This is a genomic window from Pseudomonas sp. FG47 (assembly GCF_057809115.1).
In genome coordinates, this window is the sequence record NZ_JBMDJI010000006.1 from 52,004 (window position 1) to 76,061 (window position 24,058).

The 24,058-nt window shown below is 62.1% G+C and carries 22 protein-coding genes, 1 tRNA gene and 1 CRISPR repeat array; of the genes, 6 read left to right on the top strand and 17 right to left on the bottom strand.

The window, feature by feature from the left end; translation table 11 throughout:
- Window positions 1-13 precede the first annotated feature (13 nt).
- The 11 genes from ndk to trmJ form a co-directional block, all read right to left on the bottom strand.
- Complete coding sequence (ndk, locus tag ACODS5_RS07590; RefSeq protein WP_023630072.1) at window positions 14-439, bottom strand: nucleoside-diphosphate kinase; 426 nt, start codon at window positions 437-439, stop codon at window positions 14-16.
- Window positions 440-529: 90 nt separating this feature from the next.
- The gene (gene iscX / locus ACODS5_RS07595) at window positions 530-730 is read right to left on the bottom strand and encodes a Fe-S cluster assembly protein IscX (RefSeq protein WP_003257859.1); all 201 of its coding nucleotides are present in this window, start codon (window positions 728-730) and stop codon (window positions 530-532) included.
- Between the two features lie 10 nt (window positions 731-740).
- Window positions 741-1,082, bottom strand: a complete 342-nt coding sequence (fdx, locus tag ACODS5_RS07600; RefSeq protein WP_134689986.1) for an ISC system 2Fe-2S type ferredoxin — start codon at window positions 1,080-1,082, stop codon at window positions 741-743.
- Window positions 1,083-1,085: 3 nt separating this feature from the next.
- Window positions 1,086-2,948, bottom strand: a complete 1,863-nt coding sequence (gene hscA / locus ACODS5_RS07605; RefSeq protein ID WP_134689987.1) for a Fe-S protein assembly chaperone HscA — start codon at window positions 2,946-2,948, stop codon at window positions 1,086-1,088.
- Window positions 2,949-2,991: 43 nt separating this feature from the next.
- On the bottom strand, window positions 2,992-3,513 hold the full coding sequence (gene hscB / locus ACODS5_RS07610; RefSeq protein ID WP_134689988.1) for a co-chaperone HscB: 522 nt from the start codon (window positions 3,511-3,513) through the stop codon (window positions 2,992-2,994).
- A gap of 8 nt (window positions 3,514-3,521) precedes the next feature.
- Entirely contained in the window at window positions 3,522-3,845 is a 324-nt protein-coding gene (gene iscA / locus ACODS5_RS07615; RefSeq protein WP_023630636.1) for an iron-sulfur cluster assembly protein IscA, read from the bottom strand.
- 34 nt (window positions 3,846-3,879) lie between these two features.
- Window positions 3,880-4,266 carry a Fe-S cluster assembly scaffold IscU gene (gene iscU, locus ACODS5_RS07620; RefSeq protein ID WP_010452756.1) on the bottom strand — a complete coding sequence of 129 codons (387 nt, stop codon included), beginning with the start codon at window positions 4,264-4,266 and terminating at the stop codon, window positions 3,880-3,882.
- A gap of 46 nt (window positions 4,267-4,312) precedes the next feature.
- Complete coding sequence (locus ACODS5_RS07625; protein ID WP_134689989.1) at window positions 4,313-5,527, bottom strand: IscS subfamily cysteine desulfurase; 1,215 nt, start codon at window positions 5,525-5,527, stop codon at window positions 4,313-4,315.
- 42 nt (window positions 5,528-5,569) lie between these two features.
- Window positions 5,570-6,061 carry a Fe-S cluster assembly transcriptional regulator IscR gene (gene iscR / locus ACODS5_RS07630; protein WP_042111731.1) on the bottom strand — a complete coding sequence of 164 codons (492 nt, stop codon included), beginning with the start codon at window positions 6,059-6,061 and terminating at the stop codon, window positions 5,570-5,572.
- 168 nt (window positions 6,062-6,229) lie between these two features.
- Window positions 6,230-7,018, bottom strand: a complete 789-nt coding sequence (gene cysE, locus ACODS5_RS07635) for a serine O-acetyltransferase (protein ID WP_489108327.1) — start codon at window positions 7,016-7,018, stop codon at window positions 6,230-6,232.
- Between the two features lie 3 nt (window positions 7,019-7,021).
- Window positions 7,022-7,792: a tRNA (cytosine(32)/uridine(32)-2'-O)-methyltransferase TrmJ gene (gene trmJ / locus ACODS5_RS07640; RefSeq protein ID WP_134689991.1), complete on the bottom strand. Its 771-nt coding sequence runs from the start codon at window positions 7,790-7,792 to the stop codon at window positions 7,022-7,024.
- A 151-nt stretch (window positions 7,793-7,943) separates the two neighbouring features.
- Between trmJ and suhB the strand changes: the two genes are divergently transcribed.
- Window positions 7,944-8,762, top strand: coding sequence for a type III secretion system regulator SuhB (gene suhB / locus ACODS5_RS07645; protein WP_134689992.1), 819 nt, complete (start codon window positions 7,944-7,946; stop codon window positions 8,760-8,762).
- A gap of 126 nt (window positions 8,763-8,888) precedes the next feature.
- On the opposite strand, the gene ACODS5_RS07650 is transcribed toward suhB, so the two are convergent.
- From ACODS5_RS07650 to queA, 6 genes are all read right to left on the bottom strand, one after another.
- A complete protein-coding gene (locus tag ACODS5_RS07650) occupies window positions 8,889-9,437 on the bottom strand; it encodes a glycine zipper 2TM domain-containing protein (RefSeq protein WP_134689993.1) in 549 nt (182 codons plus the stop codon).
- Window positions 9,438-9,558: 121 nt separating this feature from the next.
- A complete protein-coding gene (secF, locus tag ACODS5_RS07655; protein ID WP_134689994.1) occupies window positions 9,559-10,467 on the bottom strand; it encodes a protein translocase subunit SecF in 909 nt (302 codons plus the stop codon).
- A 10-nt stretch (window positions 10,468-10,477) separates the two neighbouring features.
- Window positions 10,478-12,340 (bottom strand): protein translocase subunit SecD, encoded by a 1,863-nt coding sequence (secD, locus tag ACODS5_RS07660; protein WP_134689995.1) that lies wholly within the window; start codon window positions 12,338-12,340, stop codon window positions 10,478-10,480.
- A 64-nt stretch (window positions 12,341-12,404) separates the two neighbouring features.
- Window positions 12,405-12,740 (bottom strand): preprotein translocase subunit YajC, encoded by a 336-nt coding sequence (gene yajC, locus ACODS5_RS07665; protein WP_110735801.1) that lies wholly within the window; start codon window positions 12,738-12,740, stop codon window positions 12,405-12,407.
- A 43-nt stretch (window positions 12,741-12,783) separates the two neighbouring features.
- Entirely contained in the window at window positions 12,784-13,899 is a 1,116-nt protein-coding gene (tgt, locus tag ACODS5_RS07670) for a tRNA guanosine(34) transglycosylase Tgt (RefSeq protein WP_023629281.1), read from the bottom strand.
- Between the two features lie 14 nt (window positions 13,900-13,913).
- Window positions 13,914-14,963: a tRNA preQ1(34) S-adenosylmethionine ribosyltransferase-isomerase QueA gene (gene queA, locus ACODS5_RS07675; protein WP_134689996.1), complete on the bottom strand. Its 1,050-nt coding sequence runs from the start codon at window positions 14,961-14,963 to the stop codon at window positions 13,914-13,916.
- 108 nt (window positions 14,964-15,071) lie between these two features.
- Between queA and ACODS5_RS07680 the strand changes: the two genes are divergently transcribed.
- From ACODS5_RS07680 to csy2, 5 genes are all read left to right on the top strand, one after another.
- A tRNA-Leu gene (locus tag ACODS5_RS07680) sits at window positions 15,072-15,156 on the top strand.
- A gap of 202 nt (window positions 15,157-15,358) precedes the next feature.
- A CRISPR array of direct repeats spans window positions 15,359-16,767; the repeat unit is 28 nt; unit sequence TTTCTGAGCTGCCTATACGGCAGTGAAC.
- Between the two features lie 253 nt (window positions 16,768-17,020).
- Entirely contained in the window at window positions 17,021-17,998 is a 978-nt protein-coding gene (gene cas1f / locus ACODS5_RS07685) for a type I-F CRISPR-associated endonuclease Cas1f (protein WP_489108328.1), read from the top strand.
- Window positions 17,995-21,378, top strand: a complete 3,384-nt coding sequence (gene cas3f, locus ACODS5_RS07690) for a type I-F CRISPR-associated helicase Cas3f (protein ID WP_489108329.1) — start codon at window positions 17,995-17,997, stop codon at window positions 21,376-21,378. Before cas1f ends, cas3f begins: the two co-directional genes overlap by 4 nt.
- Window positions 21,379-21,749: 371 nt before the next feature.
- Entirely contained in the window at window positions 21,750-23,075 is a 1,326-nt protein-coding gene (csy1, locus tag ACODS5_RS07695) for a type I-F CRISPR-associated protein Csy1 (RefSeq protein ID WP_489108330.1), read from the top strand.
- The gene (gene csy2 / locus ACODS5_RS07700; RefSeq protein ID WP_489108331.1) at window positions 23,068-24,045 is read left to right on the top strand and encodes a type I-F CRISPR-associated protein Csy2; all 978 of its coding nucleotides are present in this window, start codon (window positions 23,068-23,070) and stop codon (window positions 24,043-24,045) included. Before csy1 ends, csy2 begins: the two co-directional genes overlap by 8 nt.
- Window positions 24,046-24,058: the final 13 nt, after the last annotated feature.

The window sequence follows — 24,058 nt, forward strand, 5'->3', positions numbered from 1 at the left end:
CGTAAGCTTTCGCTTAGCGAGTGGTTACCTCGGTAGCAGCGAAGAAGTAAGCGATTTCGCGAGCAGCGGCGGCTTCGGAGTCCGAACCGTGAACGGCGTTGGCGTCGATCGACTCGGCGAAGTCAGCACGGATGGTGCCGGCAGCAGCTTCTTTAGGGTTGGTGGCGCCCATCAGCTCGCGGTTGGCCAGAATGGCGTTCTCGCCTTCCAGAACCTGTACAACGACAGGGCCCGAAGTCATGAAGGCAACCAGGTCACCGAAGAAGCCGCGCTCTTTGTGCTCGGCGTAGAAACCTTCGGCCTCGGCTTTGGACAGCTGCTTCATTTTCGAAGCGACGACGCGCAGGCCGGCTTTCTCGAAGCGAGTGGTGATCTCGCCGATGACGTTCTTGGCAACGGCGTCAGGCTTGATGATGGAGAAAGTACGTTGAACAGCCATGGAAAACTCCAGAATATTGAGTGTTGCGAAAAATTAAACCCGCGAATTATACGCGGGTTCCAGGGGATTGCCTAACCTGCAGCGTCACGCTTAGTCGGCTTCTTCGATCCAGGCCGCCTGGATGGCCTCGAGCACTTTCTCACCGCCGCGTGACGGATCGTCGCTGAACTCTGGCAAGGCCAGTACCCAGCGGTGCAGATCGACGAAATTCACGTAACGAGGATCGACCTCAGGCTTGCTTTCCGCAAGCTGTATAGCGATCTCAAGTACATCAATCCATTTCAGGCTCATGGGGCAACCCTCAGTGCGGCGCTTCGGCGGCGTGATTGAGCGAATACTTGGGGATCTCGATGGTGAGGTCCTCGTCGCCGACGATCACCTGGCAGGCCAGGCGCGATTGCGCTTCCAGGCCCCAGGCCTTGTCGAGCATGTCTTCCTCGAGCTCGTCGGCTTCCTCGAGCGAGTCGAAGCCTTCGCGCACGATGCAATGGCAGGTGGTGCAGGCGCACACACCGCCACAGGCGCTTTCCATCTCGATGTGATGCTCGTGGGCCAGCTCCAGGATATTGGTGCCCGGCTCCACTTCAACCACCAGCCCATCCGGGCAGAACTTTTCGTGCGGCAGGAAAATCACCTGGGGCATCGGTTACTCCTCGATCTCATTCAGGTTGCGCCCGGCCAGTGCGGCTTTGACCGTCGAATCAAGGCGACGGGCGGCAAATGCATCGGTCACCTGCGACAGACGCTTGGTCTGCTGCTCGATGGCGGCGCCATCGGTGCCGGTGAGCAAATCACGCAATTCTTGCATCTGGAAGGCAATGGCCTCGCGTTCGTCGCTGCTGAGCAGGCGCTCACCGTCGGCATCGAGGGCGCCCTGCACCGCTTCGAGCAGACGCTCGGCATCGACCTGGTGCTCGCGCAACTGGCGGGCCTGCTTGTCGGAACCTGCGTGCTCGAAGGAGTCCTTGAGCATGCGCGCGATCTCGCCGTCGGTCAGGCCATAGGACGGCTTGACCTGGATGCTCGACTCGACCCCCGAGGCCAGTTCGCGAGCGGCCACGCTGAGCAGGCCGTCGGCGTCGACCTGGAAGGTGACACGGATCTTCGCCGCGCCGGCGACCATCGCCGGAATGCCGCGCAGCTCGAAGCGCGCCAGCGAGCGGCAGTCGCTGATCAACTCGCGCTCGCCCTGCAGCACGTGGATCATCATGGCCGACTGGCCATCCTTGTAGGTGGTGAACTCCTGGGCGCGAGCCACCGGAATGGTGGTGTTGCGCGGGATCACCTTCTCCATCAGCCCGCCCATGGTCTCAAGGCCCAGGGACAGCGGGATGACGTCGAGCAGCAGCAATTCGCCCCCTTCGCGGCGGTTGCCGGCCAGGGTGTCGGCCTGGATGGCGGCGCCGATGGCCACCACCTGGTCTGGGTCGATCGAGGTCAACGGGGTGCGGCCGAACAGCGTGCCGACCGCTTCGCGCACACGCGGCACGCGGGTCGAACCACCGACCATCACCACCGCGCCGACCTCTTCGAGCTCGACGCCGCTGTCGCGCACCGCGCGGCGGCAGGCCTTGAGGCTGCGGGCCAGCAGAGGCTCGATCATCGCTTCGAAGGCTGCGCGGCTCAGCTCGCCCTGCCAGGCACCATGGCTGACGACGACCACATCGGCATCGGTCAGGGCTTCCTTGGCGGCGCAGGCGGCCTGCAGCAACTGGCGCTGGGTAGCCGGATCAAGGTCCGAGGACAACCCGGCCTGCTCGATGATCCAGCCGGCAATGGCATGGTCGAAGTCATCACCACCCAGGGCGGTATCGCCGCCGGTGGCCAGCACCTCGAACACACCGCCGGTCAGGCGCAGGATGGAAATATCGAAGGTACCGCCACCCAGGTCGTAGATCGCCACCAGGCCTTCGGCGTTCTGGTCCAGGCCATAGGCCACGGCCGCCGCGGTTGGCTCGTTGAGCAGGCGCAGCACGTTCAGGCCGGCCAGGCGCGCAGCGTCCTTGGTGGCTTGGCGCTGGGCATCGTCGAAATAGGCCGGCACGGTGATCACGGCACCGACCAACTCGCCACCGAGGGTGGCCTCGGCGCGTTGGCGCAGCACCTTGAGGATATCGGCGGATACCTCCACCGGGCTCTTCGGCCCCTGCACGGTGTCGATGAACGGCATGTGCGATTCACCACCGACGAAACGGTACGGCAGTTGCTCACCCAGTTGCTTGACGTCCGCCAGGCCACGCCCCATCAGGCGCTTGACCGACAGGATGGTGTTCAGCGGGTCGCTGGAGGCGGCGTCGCGGGCGGCCTGGCCGACTTCGTTGCGGCCTTCGAGGTAGCGCACCGCCGACGGCAGGATCAACTGCCCCTGGGCATCGGGCAGCGGTTCGCTGCGCCCGCTGCGCACGGCGGCGACGAGAGAATTGGTGGTGCCCAGGTCGATACCCACCGCCAGGCGGCGCTGGTGCGGCTGGGGGCTCTGACCGGGTTCGGCGATCTGCAGTAGGGCCATGCTTATCTGAGTACCTTAGGCGTCATCACGGGCGACGCCGGGGTTAATCGTCGAGGCGCTCTTCGAGTTGGCGCACTTCTTGGGCGAGCTTGTCGAGGAACTGCATGCGGCGCATCAGGCGCTCGGCCTGGTCGCGCTCGGCAGCCACGTCCCAGCAGGCGGCGAAATCCTCGTTGAGCTTGTCCTGGGCGGCCTTGAGGCGCTTCTTGAACACCCCCACGCCGTCGAGGTCGGCTTCGTCCTGCAGCTCTTCGAGCTCTTCGCGCCACTGCATCTGCTGCAGCAGGAAGTCCGGATCGTGCACGGTGACTTCCTGGGGCACTTCGTGGCCACCGATGGCCAGCAGGTAGCGGGCCCGACGTGGCGCACTGCGCAAGGTCTGGTAGGCGTCGTTGAGGGCCGCGGATTTTTCCAGGGCGAGGCGTTGCTCGCGCTCGGAAGCATCGGCGAAGCGGTCCGGATGGACCTCGCGGGCCAGCTCGCGATAACGCGTGGCCAGTTGGTCGAGGTCCAGGCGGAAGCCCGGCTGCAGGTCAAACAGGGCGAAATGACAAAGAGTACCCACAGCCAGCCTCAGACGTTGAAGCTTTCGCCGCAGCCACACTCACCGCGCACGTTGGGGTTGTTGAACTTGAAGCCTTCGTTCAACCCTTCCTTGACGAAGTCCAGCTCGGTGCCATCGAGGTACACCAGGCTTTTCGGGTCGATGATGACCTTCACGCCGTGGTTCTCGAACACCTGGTCCTCTGCGGCCAGCTCGTCGACGAACTCCAGCACGTAGGCCAGGCCCGAGCAGCCGGTGGTGCGCACGCCCAGGCGAATACCCTCACCCTTGCCACGCCCGTCGAGGGAGCGGCGAATGTGGTTGGCGGCGGCTTCTGTCATGCTGATAGCCATCGGAACTCCTTACCTCTACCTTGCGTCAGTCGACTCAGACCAAGCCTTTCTTCTGCTTGTAATCGCGCACGGCTGCCTTGATGGCATCTTCGGCGAGTACCGAGCAGTGGATCTTGACCGGCGGCAACGCCAGTTCTTCGGCCAGCTGGGTGTTCTTGATGGTCTCGGCTTCGTCCAGGGTCTTGCCCTTCATCCACTCGGTGGCCAGGGAGCTGGAGGCGATGGCCGAACCGCAGCCGTAGGTCTTGAACTTGGCGTCTTCGATGATGCCTTGCTCGTTGACCTTGATCTGCAGACGCATCACGTCGCCACACGCCGGAGCGCCGACCATGCCGGTCCCGACATCCGGGTCCTCGGCGTTCATCTTGCCGACGTTGCGTGGGTTTTCGTAGTGGTCGATGACCTTTTCACTGTATGCCATGGTGCAATTCCTTCCTCATCAGGGAGCCGCTCTTGCCGGCGACTGCTTAGTGGGCGGCCCACTCGATCTTGGAGATGTCGACGCCGTCTTTGTACATGTCCCACAGCGGCGAGAGTTCGCGCAGCTTGTTGACTGCCTTGCAGACTTCCTGCGCGGCGTAGTCGACTTCTTCCTCGGTGGTGAAGCGGCCGAAGGAGAAGCGGATCGAGCTGTGCGCCAGTTCGTCGTTGCGGCCCAGGGCGCGCAGGACGTAGGACGGCTCGAGCGAAGCGGAGGTGCAGGCCGAACCGGACGAAACGGCGATGTCCTTGAGCGACATCAGCAGCGACTCGCCTTCGACGTAGTTGAAGCTCAGGTTCAGGTTGTGCGGCACGCGCTGGGTCTGGCTGCCGTTGACGTACAGCTCCTCGAGGTCGGAGACCTGCTTGAAGAAGCGGTCGCTCAGGGCCTTGATGCGCACGTTTTCCGCGGCCATTTCCTGCTTGGCGATGGCGAAGGCTTCGCCCATGCCGACGATCTGGTGGGTCGGCAGGGTGCCCGAACGCATGCCGCGCTCATGGCCACCGCCGTGAATGATGGCTTCCAGGCGTACACGCGGCTTGCGGCTGACGTACAGCGCGCCGATGCCTTTGGGGCCGTAGACCTTGTGCGCCGAGAACGACATCAGGTCGACCTTGAGCTTTTGCACGTCGATCTCGACCTTGCCGGCCGACTGGGCGGCGTCGACATGGAACAGCACGCCGCGCGAGCGGGTCAGCTCACCGATGGCGGCGATGTCGTTGATCGAGCCGACTTCGTTGTTCACGTGCATCAGCGAGACCAGGATGGTGTCGTCACGCAGGACGGCCTCGACCATGGCCGGGGTGACGATGCCGTCTTCGCCCGGCTCCAGGTAGGTCACTTCGAACCCTTCACGCTCGAGCTGGCGAGCGGTATCCAGGACCGCCTTGTGCTCGATCTTGGAGGTGATGATGTGCTTGCCCTTGGTCTGATAGAAGTGCGCCACGCCTTTCAGGGCGAGGTTGTCGGACTCGGTGGCACCACTGGTCCAGACGATCTCGCGCGGGTCGGCGTTGATCAGCTCGGCCACTTGGCGGCGGCCGTTTTCCACCGCTTCCTCGGCTTTCCAGCCAAACACGTGGGAACGCGAGGCCGGGTTACCGAAGTTCCCGTCGACCAGCAGGCACTCGGCCATTTTCTGGGCAACGCGCGGGTCGACCGGGGTGGTCGCGGAGTAATCGAGGTAGATCGGCAACTTCATTGAGTATCTCCTATCAGGCGGTGGCGTCGCTCGTCGCTGCTATCAGTCGACGGCGGACGTCTCAATCTTGTCCAGCTGGGCGCTACGGCCTGCGACGCGGCGCAGGTCCTGACGCTGGGCGACTTCCTGCACCTCGCGGCGCATGACGAGGTCGGCCAGGCTGATGCCACTGAGGAATTCATGGATTTGCTGGCTGAGATCGCACCACAGGTGGTGGGTCAGACAGGTATCACCGGCGTGGCAATCCCCCAGGCCCTGGCAGCGGGTGGCATCGACCGATTCGTTGACCGCGTCGATAACCTGGGCCACCTGGATGGTTTCCATGCCCCGCGACAGCTGGTAGCCGCCGCCCGGGCCGCGAACGCTGGAAACCAGGCTGCTGCGGCGCAGCTTGGCGAACAGCTGCTCCAGATAAGAGAGGGAGATGCCCTGGCGCTCGGAAATATCGGCCAGAGACACCGGCCCATGCTGCGCGTGCAACGCCAGGTCGAGCATGGCGGTCACGGCGTATCGGCCTTTGGTAGTCAGTCGCATGGCGTATGGGTACCACGGGAGTTACAGGATGTGTGCGAGTATGCGATTCCCGAGCATTTAAGTCAACTATTAGACCTAGTGCTTTAGTCGGGTATGCATGCGGGAGGCGGGCGCGAGTGTAGCAGACAAGGGGCGCGAGCACACGCCCCTTGTATCGGGCCGGCGCAATCAATGCGACTGAGTGTCGCCCTGCTTGGCCTCGGCGCAGGCTTCGGCAAACTCATCGGCGGGCAGCGCCGGCAGCTCCTTGGCACAGTAGTCACTGCCCATCCGGGTCAGCGCGCCACACATGCCCTCCAGGCGCTCGTCGACGGCTTGCAGATGGTCGAGCATCTGGCCGATCGCGCGCGCCACCGGGTCGGGCATGTCGCCGCTGACCCCATAGGCGTCGAAACCGATCTTCTCGGCCATGGCCTTGCGCTTGGCCTCGAGCGCGTCATCCTCGCTCTTGACGATGATCCGCCCGGGGATGCCCACCGCGGTGGCACCGGCCGGCACCGCCTTGGTCACCACCGCATTGGAGCCGATCTTGGCCCCGGCGCCGACGGTGAACGGGCCCAGCACCTTGGCGCCGGCACCGACCACCACGCCGTTCTCCAGGGTCGGGTGGCGCTTGCCCTTGTTCCAACTGGTGCCACCCAGGGTCACGCCCTGGTACAACGTGACGTCGTCGCCGATCTCGGCGGTTTCGCCGATGACGATGCCCATGCCGTGGTCGATGAAGAAGCGCCGGCCGATGGTGGCGCCGGGATGGATCTCGATGCCGGTCAGCCAGCGTCCGAAGTTCGACACCAGCCGCGCCAGCCATTTGCAGTCACGCTTCCACAATGCGTTACCCAGGCGGTGCAGCCAGATCGCGTGCAGGCCGGGGTAGCAGGTCAGCACCTCGAAGGCGTTGCGCGCCGCCGGGTCACGATGGAACACGCTCTGGATATCTTCACGCAGACGCTCGAACATCTTTCAGTCCTTCCGTTTATGCGGCTCGCCCCGTGCGACTTTCTGGGTCTCGGTGAGGATGCCGCGCAAAATGCTCATTTCCGAACGATTGACCGCGCTGCGCCCATAGAGCCGGCGCAGGCGCGGCATCAGGTGCTTGGGCTTTTCCGGGTCGAGGAAGCCGATGTCCACCAGGGTCTTTTCCAAGTGGTCGTAGAACAGTTCCATTTCGTCCATGGTCGCCGGCTCGTTGCTGCGCAGCGAGTTGGCATCGAACTTCTCGACTTTCGACGGCGCGCCTTCGGCCGCCAGCCAGGCCATGCGCACCTCGTAGGAGAGCACCTGGACCGCGGCGGCAAGGTTCAGCGAGCTGAAGTCGGGGTTCGAGGGAATATGCACGTGGAAGTGACATCGCTGCAGTTCTTCGTTGGTCAGGCCGGCGTGCTCGCGCCCGAACACCAGGGCGATCTCTTCGCCGCCACGGGCGTGCTCCACGGCCTTGGCCCCGCACTCGCGCGGGTCGATCAGCGGCCAGGGGATACTGCGCTCGCGGGCGCTGGTGCCCATCACCAGGCTGCAACCGACCAACGCATCCTCGAGGCTGTCGACCACCTGGGCATTGGCCAGGATGTCGTCGGCGCCCGAGGCGCGCGCGGTGGCGTCGCCTGACGGGAACTCTTTTGGCTGCACCAGCACCAGGCGCGACAGGCCCATGTTTTTCATGGCACGAGCAGCGCCGCCGATATTGCCGGGGTGGCTGGTATTGACCAGAACAACACGAATATTCTGCAACAAGGTGTTGAGCTCACGGAGTAGGGATAAAGGGGCAAACGATCTTACAGAAGCGACGGACGTAACGCCACGAAAGCGCATCTGACCCTTCTGCCGTCGTGGATTTCTGATAGACTATGCGGCTTTCCTCTTTAACATCCCAGGTGAAACGCCCATGCAGCCTATGCTGAATATCGCCCTGCGCGCCGCTCGCAGCGCCAGTGAACTGATTTTCCGCTCCATCGAACGCCTGGATAGCATCAAAGTCGACGAAAAGCAGGCCAAGGACTACGTCTCCGAGGTCGACCGCGCCGCCGAGAAAGTCATCGTCGATGCCCTGCGCAAGGCCTATCCGAACCACTCCATCCAGGGTGAAGAGACCGGCCTGCACGCCGGCTCCGGTGAAGAAGGCAAGGACTACCTGTGGATCATCGACCCGCTCGATGGCACCACCAACTTCCTGCGTGGCGTTCCTCACTTCGCGGTCAGCATCGCCTGCAAATACCGCGGCCGCCTCGAGCACGCCGTGATCGTCGACCCGGTTCGCCAGGAAGAATTCACCGCCAGCCGTGGTCGTGGCGCCCAGGTCAATGGCCGCCGCATCCGCGTCAGCTCGCGCACCAGCCTGGACGGCGCCCTGCTGGGCACCGGCTTCCCGTTCCGCGACAACCAGATGGCCGACCTGGACAACTACCTGGGCATGTTCCGCGCCCTGACCGGCCAGACCGCCGGCATCCGCCGCGCCGGTTCCGCCAGCCTGGACCTGGCCTACGTGGCCGCCGGCCGCTTCGACGCCTTCTGGGAGTCGGGCCTGTCCGAGTGGGACATGGCGGCCGGCGTGCTGCTGATCCAGGAAGCCGGTGGCCTGGTCAGCGACTTCAACGGTGGCCACGACCACCTCGAGAAGGGCCACATCGTCGCGGGTAACATCAAGTGCTTCAAGGCCGTGCTGACTGCCATCCAGCCGCACCTGCCAGAGCACATGAAGCGCTGATCGCTTCGGGCACAAAAAAAGCACCCTCGGGTGCTTTTTTTATGCCTATTGTCCCGCGAACCACGCCCCCCCCTTGCAGAAGCGGCCTTGTGTCGCGAAAGGGGCGCAAAGCAGCCCGCGCCGGGATCACTGCCCCGGCTGATTCTGGCTCAGCACCAGCTTGCCATTCTTGTCCAACGGAATGGTCGAGCCCGGGTCGCGGTCCATCTTCACCTTGCCCACCTGGTCACCGATGGAATAGGTCACGTTGTAGCCCACCACCTTCTCGCTCAGGTCGTTGACCGTGTTGCAGCGGGTCTGGGTGGTGGTGTAGGTGTCACGCTCCTGCATGTACTCCTGGGCCTTGTTGCCGGCATAACCGCCACCGACCGCGCCGGCCACCGTGGCGATCTTCTTGCCGGTGCCGCCACCGATCTGGTTGCCCAGCAGGCCGCCGGCGAGCGCGCCGACCACGGTGCCGGCGATCTGGTGCTGGTCCTTGACCGGCGCCTGGCGCGTCACCGCCACGTCCTTGCACACCTGACGCGGCGTCTTGATGGTTTCCTTGATCGGCTGCACGTCGGTGACCTGGGCGTACTCAGGCCCCTTGTTGACCAAGCTGTAGGTCGCCACAGCACCTCCGGCGGTTACACCGACAGCACCCAGTACCGCACCCACCAGCATTGATTTGTTCACGCGAACCTCCTAGTCATACCCGCGGGGTCTTGGCCCGCCTTCTCCCTGCCTTGGAGCAAAAAAAAAGGCGCGAGTTCAACACTCGCGCCTTTCTTTACGCCAAACGGCGTGGGACCCAGCGTTATGGACGCTCGTCCACACCCTCGGTCTTCACCGGCGGGATCAGGTCTTCGCTGTTCAGGTTCAGCCAGATCAGCACCACGTTGGCGATGTAGATCGACGAGTAGGTACCTGCCATGACGCCAATGAACAGCGCCAGGGAGAAGCCGAACAGGTTGTCGCCGCCGAAGAACAGCAGCGCGGCGATGGCCAGCAAGGTCGACACCGAGGTGGCGATGGTGCGCAGCAGGGTCTGGGTGGTCGAGACGTTGATGTTCTCGATCAGCGAAGCCTTGCGCATCACCCGGAAGTTCTCGCGCACCCGGTCGAACACGACGATAGTGTCGTTGAGCGAGTAACCGATGATCGCCAGTACCGCCGCCAGCACCGTCAGGTCGAAGGTGATCTGGAAGAACGACAGGATACCGAGCGTGACCACCACGTCGTGGACCAGCGAGATGATCGCGCCCACGGCGAACTTCCACTGGAAGCGGAAGGCCAGGTAGATGAGGATGCCGCCCAGGGCCAGGAGCATGCCCATGCCGCCCTGGTCGCGCAGTTCTTCACCCACCTGCGGGCCTACGAACTCGACGCGCTTGACCGTGGCCGGGTTGTCGCCACCGGCCTTCTGCAGCGCCGCGGCCACCTTGTTGCCCAGTTGCGGGTCGTCGCCCGGCATGCGTACCAGCAGGTCGGTAGTGGCGCCGAAGCTCTGCACCACGGCCTCGTGGAAGCCGGAATCGACCAGCTCGGCACGCACGGCCTTGAGATCCGCCGGACGCTCGTAGGTCAGCTCGATCAGCGTGCCGCCGGTGAAGTCCAGGCCGAAGTTCAGGCCTTTCTGCCACCAGCTGAACAGCGCCAGCACGGTCAGGAGCACGGTAATGGCGAACGCGACATTGCGCACGCCCATGAAGTTGATGGTTTTCATCGCAGCTCCCTCAAACCCACAGCTTCTTGATGTCACGCCCGCCGCAGGTCAGGTTGACCATGGCGCGGGTCACCATGACGGCGGTGAACATCGAGGTGAAAATCCCGAGGGACATGGTGACCGCGAAGCCCTTGACCGGGCCGGTACCCATGGCGAACAGGATGCCGCCGACCAGCAGGCTGGTCAGGTTGGCGTCGATGATCGCGGTGTAGGCGCGGTTGAAACCTTCGTGGATGGCGCGCTGCACCGACATGCCGGCTTTGAGCTCCTCGCGGATACGCGAGAAGATCAGCACGTTGGCGTCCACTGCCATGCCCATGGTCAACACGATACCGGCAATACCCGGCAGGGTCAGCGTGGCGCCCAGCAGCGACATCAGCGCCAGCAGCAGGACCATGTTGCCCGCCAGGGCAACGGTGGCGATCACGCCGAAGCCGCGGTAGATGGCGATGATGAACAGCGAGACGAACAGCATGCCCCACAGCGACGCATCGATACCCTTGGTGATGTTGTCGGCACCCAGGCTTGGGCCAATGGTACGCTCTTCGGCGAAGTACATTGGCGCGGCCAGGCCACCGGCACGCAGCAGCAGGGCCAGCTCGGACGATTCGCCCTGGCCGTTCAGGCCGGTGATGCGGAATTGGCTGCCCAGCGGCGACTGGATGGTCGCCAGGCTGATGATCTTCTTCTCTTCCTTGAAGCTCTGTACGGCAACGTCCTTCTCGACGCCGTCGACGGTCTGCTTCTCGTAGCGGGTGATCGGCTTCTGCTCGATGAAGATCACCGCCATGCTGCGCCCGACGTTGCTGCGGGTGGCGCGGCTCATCAGCTCGCCACCATGGCCGTCGAGGCGAATGTTCACCTGCGGGCGACCGTGCTCGTCGAAGCTGGCCTGGGCGTCGGTGACCTGGTCACCGGTGATGATCAGGCCGCGCTCGACCGCGGCGGAGCGGCCGCCTTCGCGGAACTCGAACACCTCGGTGGTGGCCTTGGACGCGCCCGGCTCGGCACCGAAGCGGAACTCCAGGTTGGCAGTCTTGCCGAGGATACGCTTGGCCTCGGCGGTATCCTGCACGCCCGGCAGCTCGACCACGATGCGGTTGGCGCCCTGGCGCTGGACCAGCGGCTCGGCCACGCCCAACTCGTTCACACGGTTGCGAACGGTGGTCAGGTTCTGCTTGATGGAGTATTCGCGGATCTCGGCGACCTTGGCCTGGGTCAGCGCCAGGCGCAGCACGGCGAGTTCGCTGCGCTCGGTGGTGGTCAGGTCGAAATCATTGAAATTCTTGCGGATCAGGCTACGGGCCTGCTCGCGGGTGGCATCGTCAGCGAAGCCCAGCATGATCCCGCCATCCTGCTGCGGCAGGCTGCGGTAGCGGATGCGTTCTTTGCGCAGCAAGGTCTTGACCTCGCCTTCGTAGACTTTCATGCGCGCGGTCATGGCCTTGTCCATGTCCACTTCCAGCAAGAAGTGCACACCACCGGACAGGTCCAGGCCAAGCTTCATCGGGCTGGCACCCAGGTTGCGCAGCCACTGCGGGGTGGTCTGGGCCAGGTTCAGGGCCACGACATAGTCGTCGCCGAGGGCCTTGCGCGCCACATCCTTGGCTGGCAGCTGGTCTTCCTGGTTGCTCAGGCGCACCAGGGCACTGCCCTTCTCGCCCAGGCTGCCGCCCTTGACGGTGATGCCGGCATCGCCCAGCGCCTTGGTCACGCGGTCGAGGTCGGCCTGGCTGACATGCAGGGCGGAGCTGGCGCCGCTGATCTGCACCGCCGGATCATCCGGGTAGAGGTTGGGTGCGGAATAAATGAAGCCGACCGTCAGTACCAACACGATCAGCAGGTATTTCCACAGAGGGTATTTGTTCAGCATCACGCCGCCCGTTCAAGACGCGGGGCGCTTTGCGCGCCCCGACTGGAAAAATGAAACCGGTAACTCAGATAGCCTTGAGCGTACCTTTTGGCAGGGTCGCGGCAATGGCGCCCTTCTGGAACTTCAGTTCGACGTTGTCGGACACTTCCAGGACCACGAAGTCGTCGGCAACCTTGACGATCTTGCCGGCGATGCCGCCATTGGTAACCACTTCGTCACCTTTTTGCAGGTTGCTCAGCAGGTTTTTCTGCTCTTTGGCACGCTTGGCCTGCGGGCGCCAGATCATCAGGTAGAAGATGACCAGGAAACCGACCAGGAAAATCCACTCGAAGCCGGTACCGGCTGGGCCGGCGGCGGGGGCTGCTGCGTCCGCGTAGGCGGCGGGAATCAAGAAGCTCATTGGGCACTCCTAATGCAAATTTTCTAATAATGGATGCGAACAGTCAGTCCAAGGGCGGCACAGGCAGCCCGCGCTTGGCATAGAAGGCGTCGACAAAGGCGGCCAATTTACCTTGTTGGATAGCTTCGCGTAAACCGGCCATCAAGCGCTGGTAATGGCGCAAGTTGTGGATGGTATTCAGCATGCTGCTCAGCATTTCGCCGCACTTGTCCAAGTGGTGCAGATAAGCGCGGGAGAAGTTGGTGCAGGTATAGCAATCGCAGGTCGGATCCAGCGGCGATTCATCGTGACGATGGAACGCGTTGCGGATCTTGATCACCCCTGTATCGACGAACAGGTGGCCGTTGCGCGCATTGCGGGTAGGCATCACGCAGTCGAACATGTCGACGCCGCGGCGCACACCCTCTACAAGATCCTCCGGCTTGCCTACCCCCATAAGGTAACGAGGTTTGTCAGCGGGCATTTGCGCCGGCAGGTAGTCCAGCACCTTGATCATCTCGTGCTTGGGCTCGCCCACCGACAGGCCGCCGATGGCCAGGCCGTCGAAGTCGATGTTGACCAGCGCTTCCAGCGAGCGCATGCGCAGGTCCTGGTACATGCCGCCCTGGACGATGCCGAACAGCGCCGCGGTGTTGTCGCCGTGGGCGTTCTTCGAGCGCTGGGCCCAGCGCAGCGACAGCTCCATCGAGGTACGCGCCACGTCGTGCTCGGCCGGGTACGGCGTGCACTCGTCGAAGATCATCACGATGTCCGAGCCCAGGTCGCGCTGGACCTGCATGGACTCTTCCGGCCCCATGAACACCTTGGAACCGTCCACTGGCGATGCGAAGGTCACGCCTTCCTCCTTGATCTTGCGCATGGCGCCCAGGCTGAACACCTGGAAACCACCGGAATCAGTGAGGATAGGGCCTTTCCATTGCATGAAGTCGTGCAGGCCGTTGTGTTTCTTGATGACCTCGGTGCCCGGACGCAGCCACAGGTGGAAGGTGTTGCCGAGGATGATCTCGGCGCCGATGGCCTCGATATCGCGCGGCAGCATGCCCTTGACCGTGCCGTAGGTGCCCACCGGCATGAAGGCCGGGGTCTCGACGGTGCCACGGGGGAAGGTCAGCCGGCCGCGACGGGCCTTGCCGTCGGTGGCCAGCAGTTCGAACGACATTCGACAGGTGCGACTCATGCTTGATCCTCTGGGCCGCGTGGCGCCGGATTGCGGGTGATGAACATGGCATCACCGTAACTGAAGAAGCGGTAACCGTTTTCGACCGCCGCCGCGTAGGCAGCCATGGTCTCGGGGTAACCGGCGAAGGCCGAGACCAGCATCAGCAGCGTGGACTCCGGCAGGTGGAAATTGGTGACCAGGCAATCGACCACATGGAACGGCCGGCCCGGGAAGATGAAGATATCGGTATCACCGCTGAAGGCCTTGAGCTCGCCGTCGCGCGCCGCGCTTTCCAGCGAGCGCACGCTGGTGGTGCCCACCGCGACCACTCGCCCGCCACGGGCGCGGCAGGCCTGCACGGCGTCGACCACATCCTGGCTCACTTCGAGCCACTCTTTATGCATGGTGTGGTCTTCGATCTTGTCGACCCGCACCGGCTGGAAGGTGCCCGCGCCCACGTGCAGGGTGACGAAGGCCCGCTCGACGCCCTTGGCGGCGATCTTCGCCAGCAGGTCTTCGTCGAAGTGCAGGCCGGCGGTGGGCGCCGCCACCGCGCCGGCGCGCTCGGCGTAGACGGTCTGGTAGCGCTCGCGATCAGCGCCCTCGTCGGGGCGGTCGATGTAGGGCGGCAGCGGCATGTGCCCGACGCGCTCGAGCAGCGGCAGCACTTCTTCGTTGAAGCGCAGCTCGAACAAGGTCTCGTGGCGCGCGACCATCTCGGCCTCGCCGCCGCCATCGATGAGAATCACCGCGCCTGCCTTGGGCGCCTTGCTGGCGCGCACATGGGCCAGCACGCGGTGGCTGTCGAGCACGCGCTCGACCAGCACTTCCAGCTTGCCGCCGGAGGCTTTCTGGCCGAACAGCCGCGCCGGGATCACTCGGGTGTTGTTGAACACCATCAGGTCGCCGGGGCGCAGGTAGTCGAGCAGGTCGGTGAACTGCTTGTGGGCCAACTCACCGCTGGGGCCATCGAGCACGAGCAGGCGGCTGCCGTGACGCTCGGCCAGGGGGTGGCGGGCGATGAGGGAGTCTGGAAGTTCGAAGGAGAAATCGGCGACGCGCATGATGATGTTCGGTTCGACAGGGCCGGGAAGTTTAGCCCAATGCATGAAAATTGACCATGAAAGCCGATTGACCGCCTTGAGCGACCTCTCTATACTGCGGCGCCACAAGCCCTGATGGCGGAATTGGTAGACGCGGCGGATTCAAAATCCGTTTTCGAAAGGAGTGGGAGTTCGAGTCTCCCTCGGGGCACCAAGATCCAGAAAAAACCGACCTTATGGTCGGTTTTTTTGTGCCTGGGATTTTGTTGCTACCTCCTGGGCGCAGCGCCCTCGGTGTGGGGGTAGCACCGAGCACCAACGCAGCCGGTGCTATGTACCGTTCCACTGTTGAGTCCGCACAGTTCTACCCATGAAGCGGTGAACGGCGACCGCTTGCACGACCGCGATTTTGTCCTTTTATGAGCTGCCTATACGGCAGTGAACGCCCAGCAATCATCTCTACGAGATCTATCGTTTTTCTGAGCTGCCTATACGGCAGTGAACGTGGCCACCGCACGCATGACCACCCTGCCCCTTTTCTGAGCTGCCTATACGGCAGTGAACTGGCCCTGGGGGGCATGGGCGGCGAGTCCCTTTTTCTGAGCTGCCTATACGGCAGTGAACTCCCGGCGTCGGCGTAGTCGTCGGACTGGATCTTTCTGAGCTGCCTATACGGCAGTGAACACTATGCTTGACCATGCCGGCGTCGGTCTTCTTTTCTGAGCTGCCTATACGGCAGTGAACATCGACCCGCTGATCGGCTTCGACCGTGACATTTTCTGAGCTGCCTATACGGCAGTGAACTCTCCGAAGACGCCCGCATCCCTACTGTGATCTTTCTGAGCTGCCTATACGGCAGTGAACGGCCCTGGAGTGTGCCGGCGTCACCCGTGCCTTTTCTGAGCTGCCTATACGGCAGTGAACATCAGAAATGCGGGTGGTATCGACTATCGGCATTTCTGAGCTGCCTATACGGCAGTGAACCAATCCAGCGCCCAGGCGCCAGTGCGGGTGTATTTCTGAGCTGCCTATACGGCAGTGAACGAACCCTGGCCAGAAGTATGGCAATGACGTGTTTTCTGAGCTGCCTATACGGCAGTGAACCCCATGCATATAGCCTTCCAGGATCGCCGGCATTTCTGAGCTGCCTATACGGCAGTGAACTTCGTGACCCTCCCATACTTCTGCGGCCTGCATTTCTGAGCTGCCTATACGGCAGTGAACGTTGACCAGTTGATCGAGCAACGCCGGGCCTTGTTTCTGAGCTGCCTATACGGCAGTGAACGGCCAGGACCTGCAGGAAGTGGATGGCCATCTTTTCTGAGCTGCCTATACGGCAGTGAACCGGTGGACGAAAGACTATGCCGTCAAGGTGATTTTCTGAGCTGCCTATACGGCAGTGAACAAGGTGTTTGGCGGCAAGGCAGCGAACGACGCTTTCTGAGCTGCCTATACGGCAGTGAACGGCATAGCGAGCATGAGCCCCATCGGCATTGTTTTCTGAGCTGCCTATACGGCAGTGAACGTGGCACGATGGTATCGGCCGCCCTGGATAAGTTTCTGAGCTGCCTATACGGCAGTGAACAAAGCGTCGGTCGCCGTGGCAGTTACTACCGTTTTCTGAGCTGCCTATACGGCAGTGAACAGCTGGCTGGCATCGCTGCCGTTGGCCGTGATTTTCTGAGCTGCCTATACGGCAGTGAACCCGGTCAGGCCCTGGATCAGCTCGAGCGCCTGTTTCTGAGCTGCCTATACGGCAGTGAACGAACTGGCCAGGCTGCCCGCATCGGTTTGCCATTTCTGAGCTGCCTATACGGCAGTGAACCAGACCTCCCAAACCTTAACCCATTGACTACAAAACCAAAACCGCCCATACGCATCTAAAAACCCTTTTCCCCAGAGAATCTCTAACTCATTGATTCAAAAGGCATACCACCCAAACCCCAGAAAAAGGGTCCACCTCCATCAAAATCCTCACCCACGGACCCGAATCCTCCCGCAACAGAATCCCCCACCCTCCCCCGCTCCATTTCAGCTATAACGGCCACCTCTCTATCAAGCAACGAGCAGAAGGCCACATGGAAGGCATCCCCTCGTCCGATCTCAAGAGCATCCTCCATTCCAAGCGCGCCAACATCTACTACCTGCAACACTGCCGCGTCCTGGTAAAAGGTGGCCGCGTCGAATACGTCACCGATGCGGGCAAACAATCCCTCTACTGGAACATCCCCATCGCCAATACCACCACCGTGCTGCTGGGCACTGGCACCTCGGTCACCCAGGCGGCCATGCGCGAACTAGCCCGGGCTGGCGTGCTGGTGGGTTTCTGCGGCAGCGGTGCAACGCCTTTGTTCAGCGCCAACGAAGTGGATATCGACGTCGCCTGGTTCTCCCCGCAGAGCGAGTACCGTCCCACCGAATACCTGCAACGCTGGGTGTCGTTCTGGTTCGATGCACCAAAGCGTCTGACAGCGGCCAAGGCTTTCCAACGCCTGCGCCTGGACTACCTGGGCAAGCAGTGGCTAGGCAGCCGCGCTTTCGACAAAGCGGGTTTAAAGATCGCCGCAGAGACACTCACCGCCCTGATCAGCGAGTCGCTCGCACGTATCGAGCAAGCTCACAACCATGACACCCTGCTGCTCGAAGAGGCACGCCTGACCAAGCAACTGTTCAAACTTGCCGCCAACGCCACCGGCTATGGCGATTTCACCCGCGCCAAGCGTGGCAGCGGGGCCGACCCCGCCAACAGTTTTCTCGACCACGGCAACTACCTGGCCTACGGCCTGGGAGCCACTGCCACCTGGGTACTCGGGCTACCGCATGGGCTGGCCGTTCTGCACGGCAAGACGCGCCGTGGCGGGTTGGTGTTCGATGTCGCCGACCTGGTCAAAGATGGCTTGATCTTACCCCAGGCGTTTATCTCGGCCATGCGCGGCGACGATGAGCAGGCTTTCCGTCAGGCCTGCATCGAAAGCCTCACCCGCAACGAGGCCCTCGACTTCATGATCGACAGCCTCAAAGCCGTGGCCGAGCAGTTGGGAGCACCATTGGCGTGAACATCCTGCTGATCTCTCAATGCGACAAACGTGCCCTTAGCGAAACCCGACGTATCCTCGACCAGTTCGCCGAGCGGCGCGGCGATCGCACCTGGCAAACCCCGATCACAAAGGCCGGCCTCGATACTTTGCGCCGCCTGCTGAGAAAGACCGCCCGGCGTAACACCGCTGTGGCCTGCCACTGGATTCGCGGCCTGGACCACAGCGAGCTGCTTTGGGTGGTCGGCGATGCCAGCCGCTTCAACACCCAAGGCAGCGTCCCCACCCACACGACAAAACGCAACGTGCTGCGCCGGGAGGACGAAAACGACTGGCACAACGCAGAAGATATTCAGTTGCTGGCGCGCATGGCTGCGCTGCTGCACGACTTGGGCAAAGCCTGCGCGTCTTTCCAGGCACGCTTGAGTAAACCAGCCAAGAGCAAGAACCTGTATCGCCACGAATGGATCTCGCTACGCCTTTTCCAGGCCTTCGTCGGCGATGATGATGACACCACCTGGTTGCAGCGATTAATCGCACCTACCCCGCAGGACGATGCAAGCTGGCTAGCACCGGGGCGCCTGATACGCGATGGTCTGGATGCACATACCCCGCCACCCTTTAGACAGTTACCGCCGTTGGCCGCAGCCATTGGCTGGCTTGTGCTCAGCCACCATCGCCTACCGGTGGTGCCCAACCTTGAAGATGAACGCACCCGCGGCCCCAACTACTTCGGCAAGCCGACCCGCGATCTAAACCGACGCAAATTGGGGCAGGTGCTGGAAAACATCACTCACCAGTGGAATGAACTTCACGATTCACAAAGCTCAGAGCTACCGCCAAGCTACTGGCAGTTCGATCACGGCCTGCCAGTTACCGAACCCAAGTGGCGAGCCAAGGCTGCCAAAGTGGCCACCAAGCTGTTGGCGCTATGCAATAAGCCCGGCAAGGGCGACTGGTTGAACAATCCGTACGTGATGCACCTGGCCCGCTTGAGCCTGATGCTCGGTGACCACTATTACTCCAGCCTCGGCGTCGACGACTCGCGCCGCGTCAAAGGGGATGGGCGCACACCTCTTTACGCCAACACTGACCGTGACGGCAAGCCCAAACAGGCACTGGACGAACATCTTCTGGGCGTGGACCGGATGGCCGCCAGCATCGTCCATGCCTTACCCCGCTTCGAGCATCACCTGCCACACCTCATCCAGCACAAAGGCCTGCGCAAGCGCAGCGGCGATGAACGCTTCCGGTGGCAAGACCAGGCCACCGACAAAGCCGCCGGCATACGGGAGGCCAGCCTCCAACACGGCGCCTTCATCATCAACATGGCCTCTACCGGTTGCGGCAAGACCCTGGCGAACGCGCGCATCATGAATGCCATGGCCGAACCCCAGCGAGGCCTGCGCTGTGCCTTTGCCCTGGGCCTGCGCACCCTCACCCGGCAAACCGGCGAGAGCTACCGACACGATCTGCACCTGGGTGATGACGAACTGGCCATCCGCGTTGGCGGCTCGGATGCGGGGCTACTGCAGCAATATTTCGAAGCCCAGCACGAAACCCATGGTTCGGCCTCGATCCAGAGCCTGATCGATGAAGACAGCCATGTGTTCTACGAAGGTAATACCGATGACCACGGACTGCTGGGCAAGGCCATGGGCGATCCGGCTATCCGCGCCATGCTGGCAGCACCGATGCTGGTCTGCACCATCGACCATCTGATGCCCGCGACTGAAGCCCAACGCGGCGGGCGGCAAATTGCACCGATGTTGAGATTGATGAGTGGGGACCTGGTGCTGGATGAAGTCGATGACTTCGACATCCCGGACCAACCGGCGGTAACTCGGCTGGTTTACTGGGCTGGACTGCTTGGCGCCCGAGTCCTGCTTTCCACCGCGACAATTTCCCCAGGCCTGGCGAATGGCTTGTTCCAGGCCTATCGCGCCGGTCGTCAGCATTTTCGGCGCAACCGCGGTGAGCCAGTAGATACCTTTCAGCCCGAAGTGAAAATTCCCTGCCTTTGGGTCGATGAGTACATTGCCACCGCAGAGAGTTGCCGGGACGCCCAGACCTTCGCCGATATGCACACCCGCTTTGTTACCAAGCGCGCACAGACCCTGGTTGAAAAAGGTCGAGTTGCGCTACGCCTGGTCGAGATACGGCCATGGAACATACCGGTTGTTCGTTCAAGACTACAAGTACGTGAACATTTCGCAGGCCAACTCCAATTGGCAATGCAGGCTGCTCACACACGCCATGCACAGGTATGCCCACACAGCGGTAAACGCGTCAGTTTTGGCCTGATCCGAATGGCCAACATCAACCCCCTCTTCGACGTGGCGCTGACACTGTTCAAACAAGGTTCGCCTGCAGGCCAACGCATCCACCTGTGTGTCTACCATGCAGGGTTTTCACTGATATTGCGCTCGGCTATTGAGGCTCAACTGGATCGTTGCCTTAATCGCAAGCAGCCGTTTGCAGTATTTGACATGCCCGATGTTCGCCAGGCTCTGGACAGCCATCCTGAACAGGAGCATTTGTTCGTCGTGCTGGGCTCGCCGGTTACCGAAGTCGGCCGCGATCATGACTACGACTGGGCAATCGTGGAGCCTTCCTCGATGCGCTCGCTTGTCCAGCTGGCAGGCCGGGTGCAAAGGCACAGACGTCAACCGTGCAGCACACCCAACCTGTTGGTTTTCGATACCAACTTGAAGCACTACGAGAATCAGACCAATCCAGAGGACCGCCTGAAACCAGCATTTATTCATCCCGGTTTCGAAATTGACCGGAAAGAGCCGACTCATCGCTGGAGATTGAGCAGTCACCGTCTCGATAAGCTGCTGCGCTTGAGTGACTACCTGCCACTGACCGCTGCCGCACGTATCCTGCCTCGTCCGTTAGAGGAACGTGATCCGAAGAACAATCTGGTGGACCTGGAACATGCGCGAATCGATGCACAGATGTTGCCAGGGGATGAGGAACAAGATCTGAACGCAGCCTGTGCCTGGCAGTATCCGCAAACCGCCCTGACTTGGGCGCTGCCGCAACACCAACCATTCCGCGAGCAGAAGCAGGCCGAGGCCAACCTAGTGTTCAGGCCCGATGAGGCTGAAGAACGATTAGTCCTTTATCGCCTGTTCCGACCAAACCCTCGTGCGGCACCTGAATATCTCAAGAGCGAGGAGCGGCTTGAACGAATCCCCTTGGAACGTCAGCTCGGCGACAGGATATTGCCGTGGGGCAAGAGGGATCTGGCACAGATGCTGGACACTCTGGCGGATGAGTTGGGCTTACCACTTTCTGATACTGCAGAGCGATTTACACCCGTTCAGGTTGCCGATGCAAAAGCTGGCTGGCGCTTCCATCCGGAACTGGGGCTAACAAAAAACGAAGGCGGCTAAGCGCCGCCCGTTGCAGAAGCTACCTATTCGGTAGTCAAGACCGTTCACAAAACAGCTAACAATTTTCTGAGCTGCTTTTCAGCAGTACCAGTAAAAGTAGATCAACTAAATCTGATTACAATGGATTTATCGATTGTTTCACCTACGCTAAAGGCTGAGGAGCTGCTGGCACAGCTCCTCAGCGCAACAACCACAGGCCATCTGTCGACCCAGAGCACCCTGCGGGTGCCAAGGAGGAAACGTGTCTGGCAAGCACACGCTCAGAATATCCGTGAGGGCGTAAGCCCCATTGATCTTCGGGTCCCCGCGGCAGTTGCTGCAGGGATTCTATAAGGCCCTCGACCTATCGTCGAATTATCTCGAGTTGCAACATGGACGAAAAACTCTCTCGAACACACCTGTTCAAATCCACCATCACCCAATTCATCACCGAGCGCCGCGACACCAAGCTCAACGGTAAGGACGACCCCACCACCGCCGCCAAGTATCAGTACGCCACCTGGCTCGCCGACGCCGCCCGCCGCGTCACACAAATCCAGGCCGTGACCCACGTACTCAAGGCCACCCACCCCGATGCACGCGGCAGCAGTCTGTTCGTCGAACCTCGCTCACTCCCAGCCCGAGACGAAGTCGGCAGCCACACGCTGGGCGACCGCTTCGCCACCGATATCGTCGGCAACGCCGCAGCCCTGGATGTCTACAAGTTCCTCAAGCTGCAGGTCGAAGGCCGCTCACTGCTGGACTGGCTACAACAAGACGATGCCGACCTGTTGAGCGCGCTGGCGCCAGAAGCCGAACTGGCCAGAGCCTGGGCTACAGCCTTCAAGAGCCTGGTCCGCTCCGGCGAGCCGCTGGTGTCCCACGAAAAGGCCAAGCAGCTGTACTGGTGCGTGGGCAGCGATGCAACGCAAAACGCCTCGTTCCACCTGCTGCAACCGCTGTTTCCCAGCAGCCTGGTGCATGCCGTGCACGCCGACATCAATGACGCACGCTTTGGTGAAGCCAACAAGCTGGCCAGGCAGGCGCGCCGCGCTAATCAGCCATACCCCGGCCTCTATCGCGAGTATCGCGACCTGGTGGCCCGCAAGCTGGGCGGCACCAAACCGCAAAACATCAGCCAGCTCAACAGCGAGCGGGGTGGCGTCAACTACCTGCTCGCCTCGCTGCCGCCCACCTGGAAAACACTGCCAAGCAAACCACTGCTAGCAATGGAGTCAGCTTTTCACCGTTTCCAGCATTTCGAGGGTGTACAGCGCCAGCTCAATGCCTTGTGCAACTTCATCAAGGAAGAGCCGACGGCCACCCAGCCAAACCGTGAACGGCGCAAGCATATCGAGCGCGCCTTGAGCCGGGCCTTGACGGCCTTTGGCCTTTACATCCGCGGCCAATCCACCGCCGGTTGGACCCGTGACCCGCAATGCCTGCTGCCGCTGTGCGAACAAGCCTGGCTGGACCCCGGCCGGGCCGGCCTGGAAGTCCGCGAGGGTTATGAGGACGAAGACCTGGCCTTCCGCCATGCTATCGCCCAACAAACCTGGCCCGACGCCGTCGCGAAAAACTACGCCCTCTGGCTTAACGGCCTGCTGCTGCGCAAAGGCTTCGCCGTGAGCGATACGGAACATCAACAATGGGCGCGCAAGGCCATGGAACACACCCTCGGGTTTGCTGCCCTGCCGAAGGAGGCTACTCGTGCCTGAGCTGCCGAACCTCGAAGCGATACTGGTTTTACCTCACCTGCGGATCCAGAACGCCAACGCTATCTCCAGTCCCCTGACCCATGGTTTCCCATCGATGACCGCATTCATCGGGCTCATGTGGGCAATGGAACGCAAGGCCCGGGCAGCCGCGATCGACTTGCGCTTCCCAGCCGTGGGCGTGGTGGTGCACCGGCACGAGGAACAGGCAACCTCGGACCGCTACGTCAAGACTCTACACCTCACCCGCAACCCTAACGACCGCACGGGTAGCCCCTCGCCCATCATCGAGGAGGGCCGCATTCACCTGGAGCTCACGCTGTTGCTGGGTGTGAAGGGCGCCGCACTGGATGACCCAACCCAAGCTGCCTCACTCTGCCGGCAATTGCTCGATCAGCTTTACCGCATGCGAATAGCAGGCGGCAGCCTGGTACCGCCGCGACAACGACGCGCCGAACACACACCTTATTTCATGTCACTGGGTGGCAGCGAAGACGATCGGCTGGATGTCTTTGCCAGCACGGTACCGAACTGGCTCCCCGGTTTCACCTTGGTCGAGCGCTCCGATCTGCTGCAGCGGCGCCACCACGAACTGCAAGCCATGCAGCCCGAAGCCACGGCACTGGATGCCTGGCTGTCGCTCGCGCGAATCAATTGGCACGCGGGCGAAGTCAATGCCAACGAAAAGGCCACGTGGCATAACGACCGCCAAGGCCTTGGCTGGGTAGTACCTATTCCCGTTGGCTACAGTGCGCTGACACCAGCCCTTCCAGGCGGCTCGGTGGCGAATGCCCGCGACAGTGATACACCTATGCGCCTGGCGGAGAGCCTGTACAGCATTGGCGAATGGCTGAGCCCGCATCGACTGGAGTCGGTCGAGCAACTGCTGTGGTACCCGAGCACCGATATGCACAACGGCCTCTATCGCTGCCGCAACGACTACCAACCTGAACTCGAACACAGCTTCGACTGAAGCCGTCATCTCA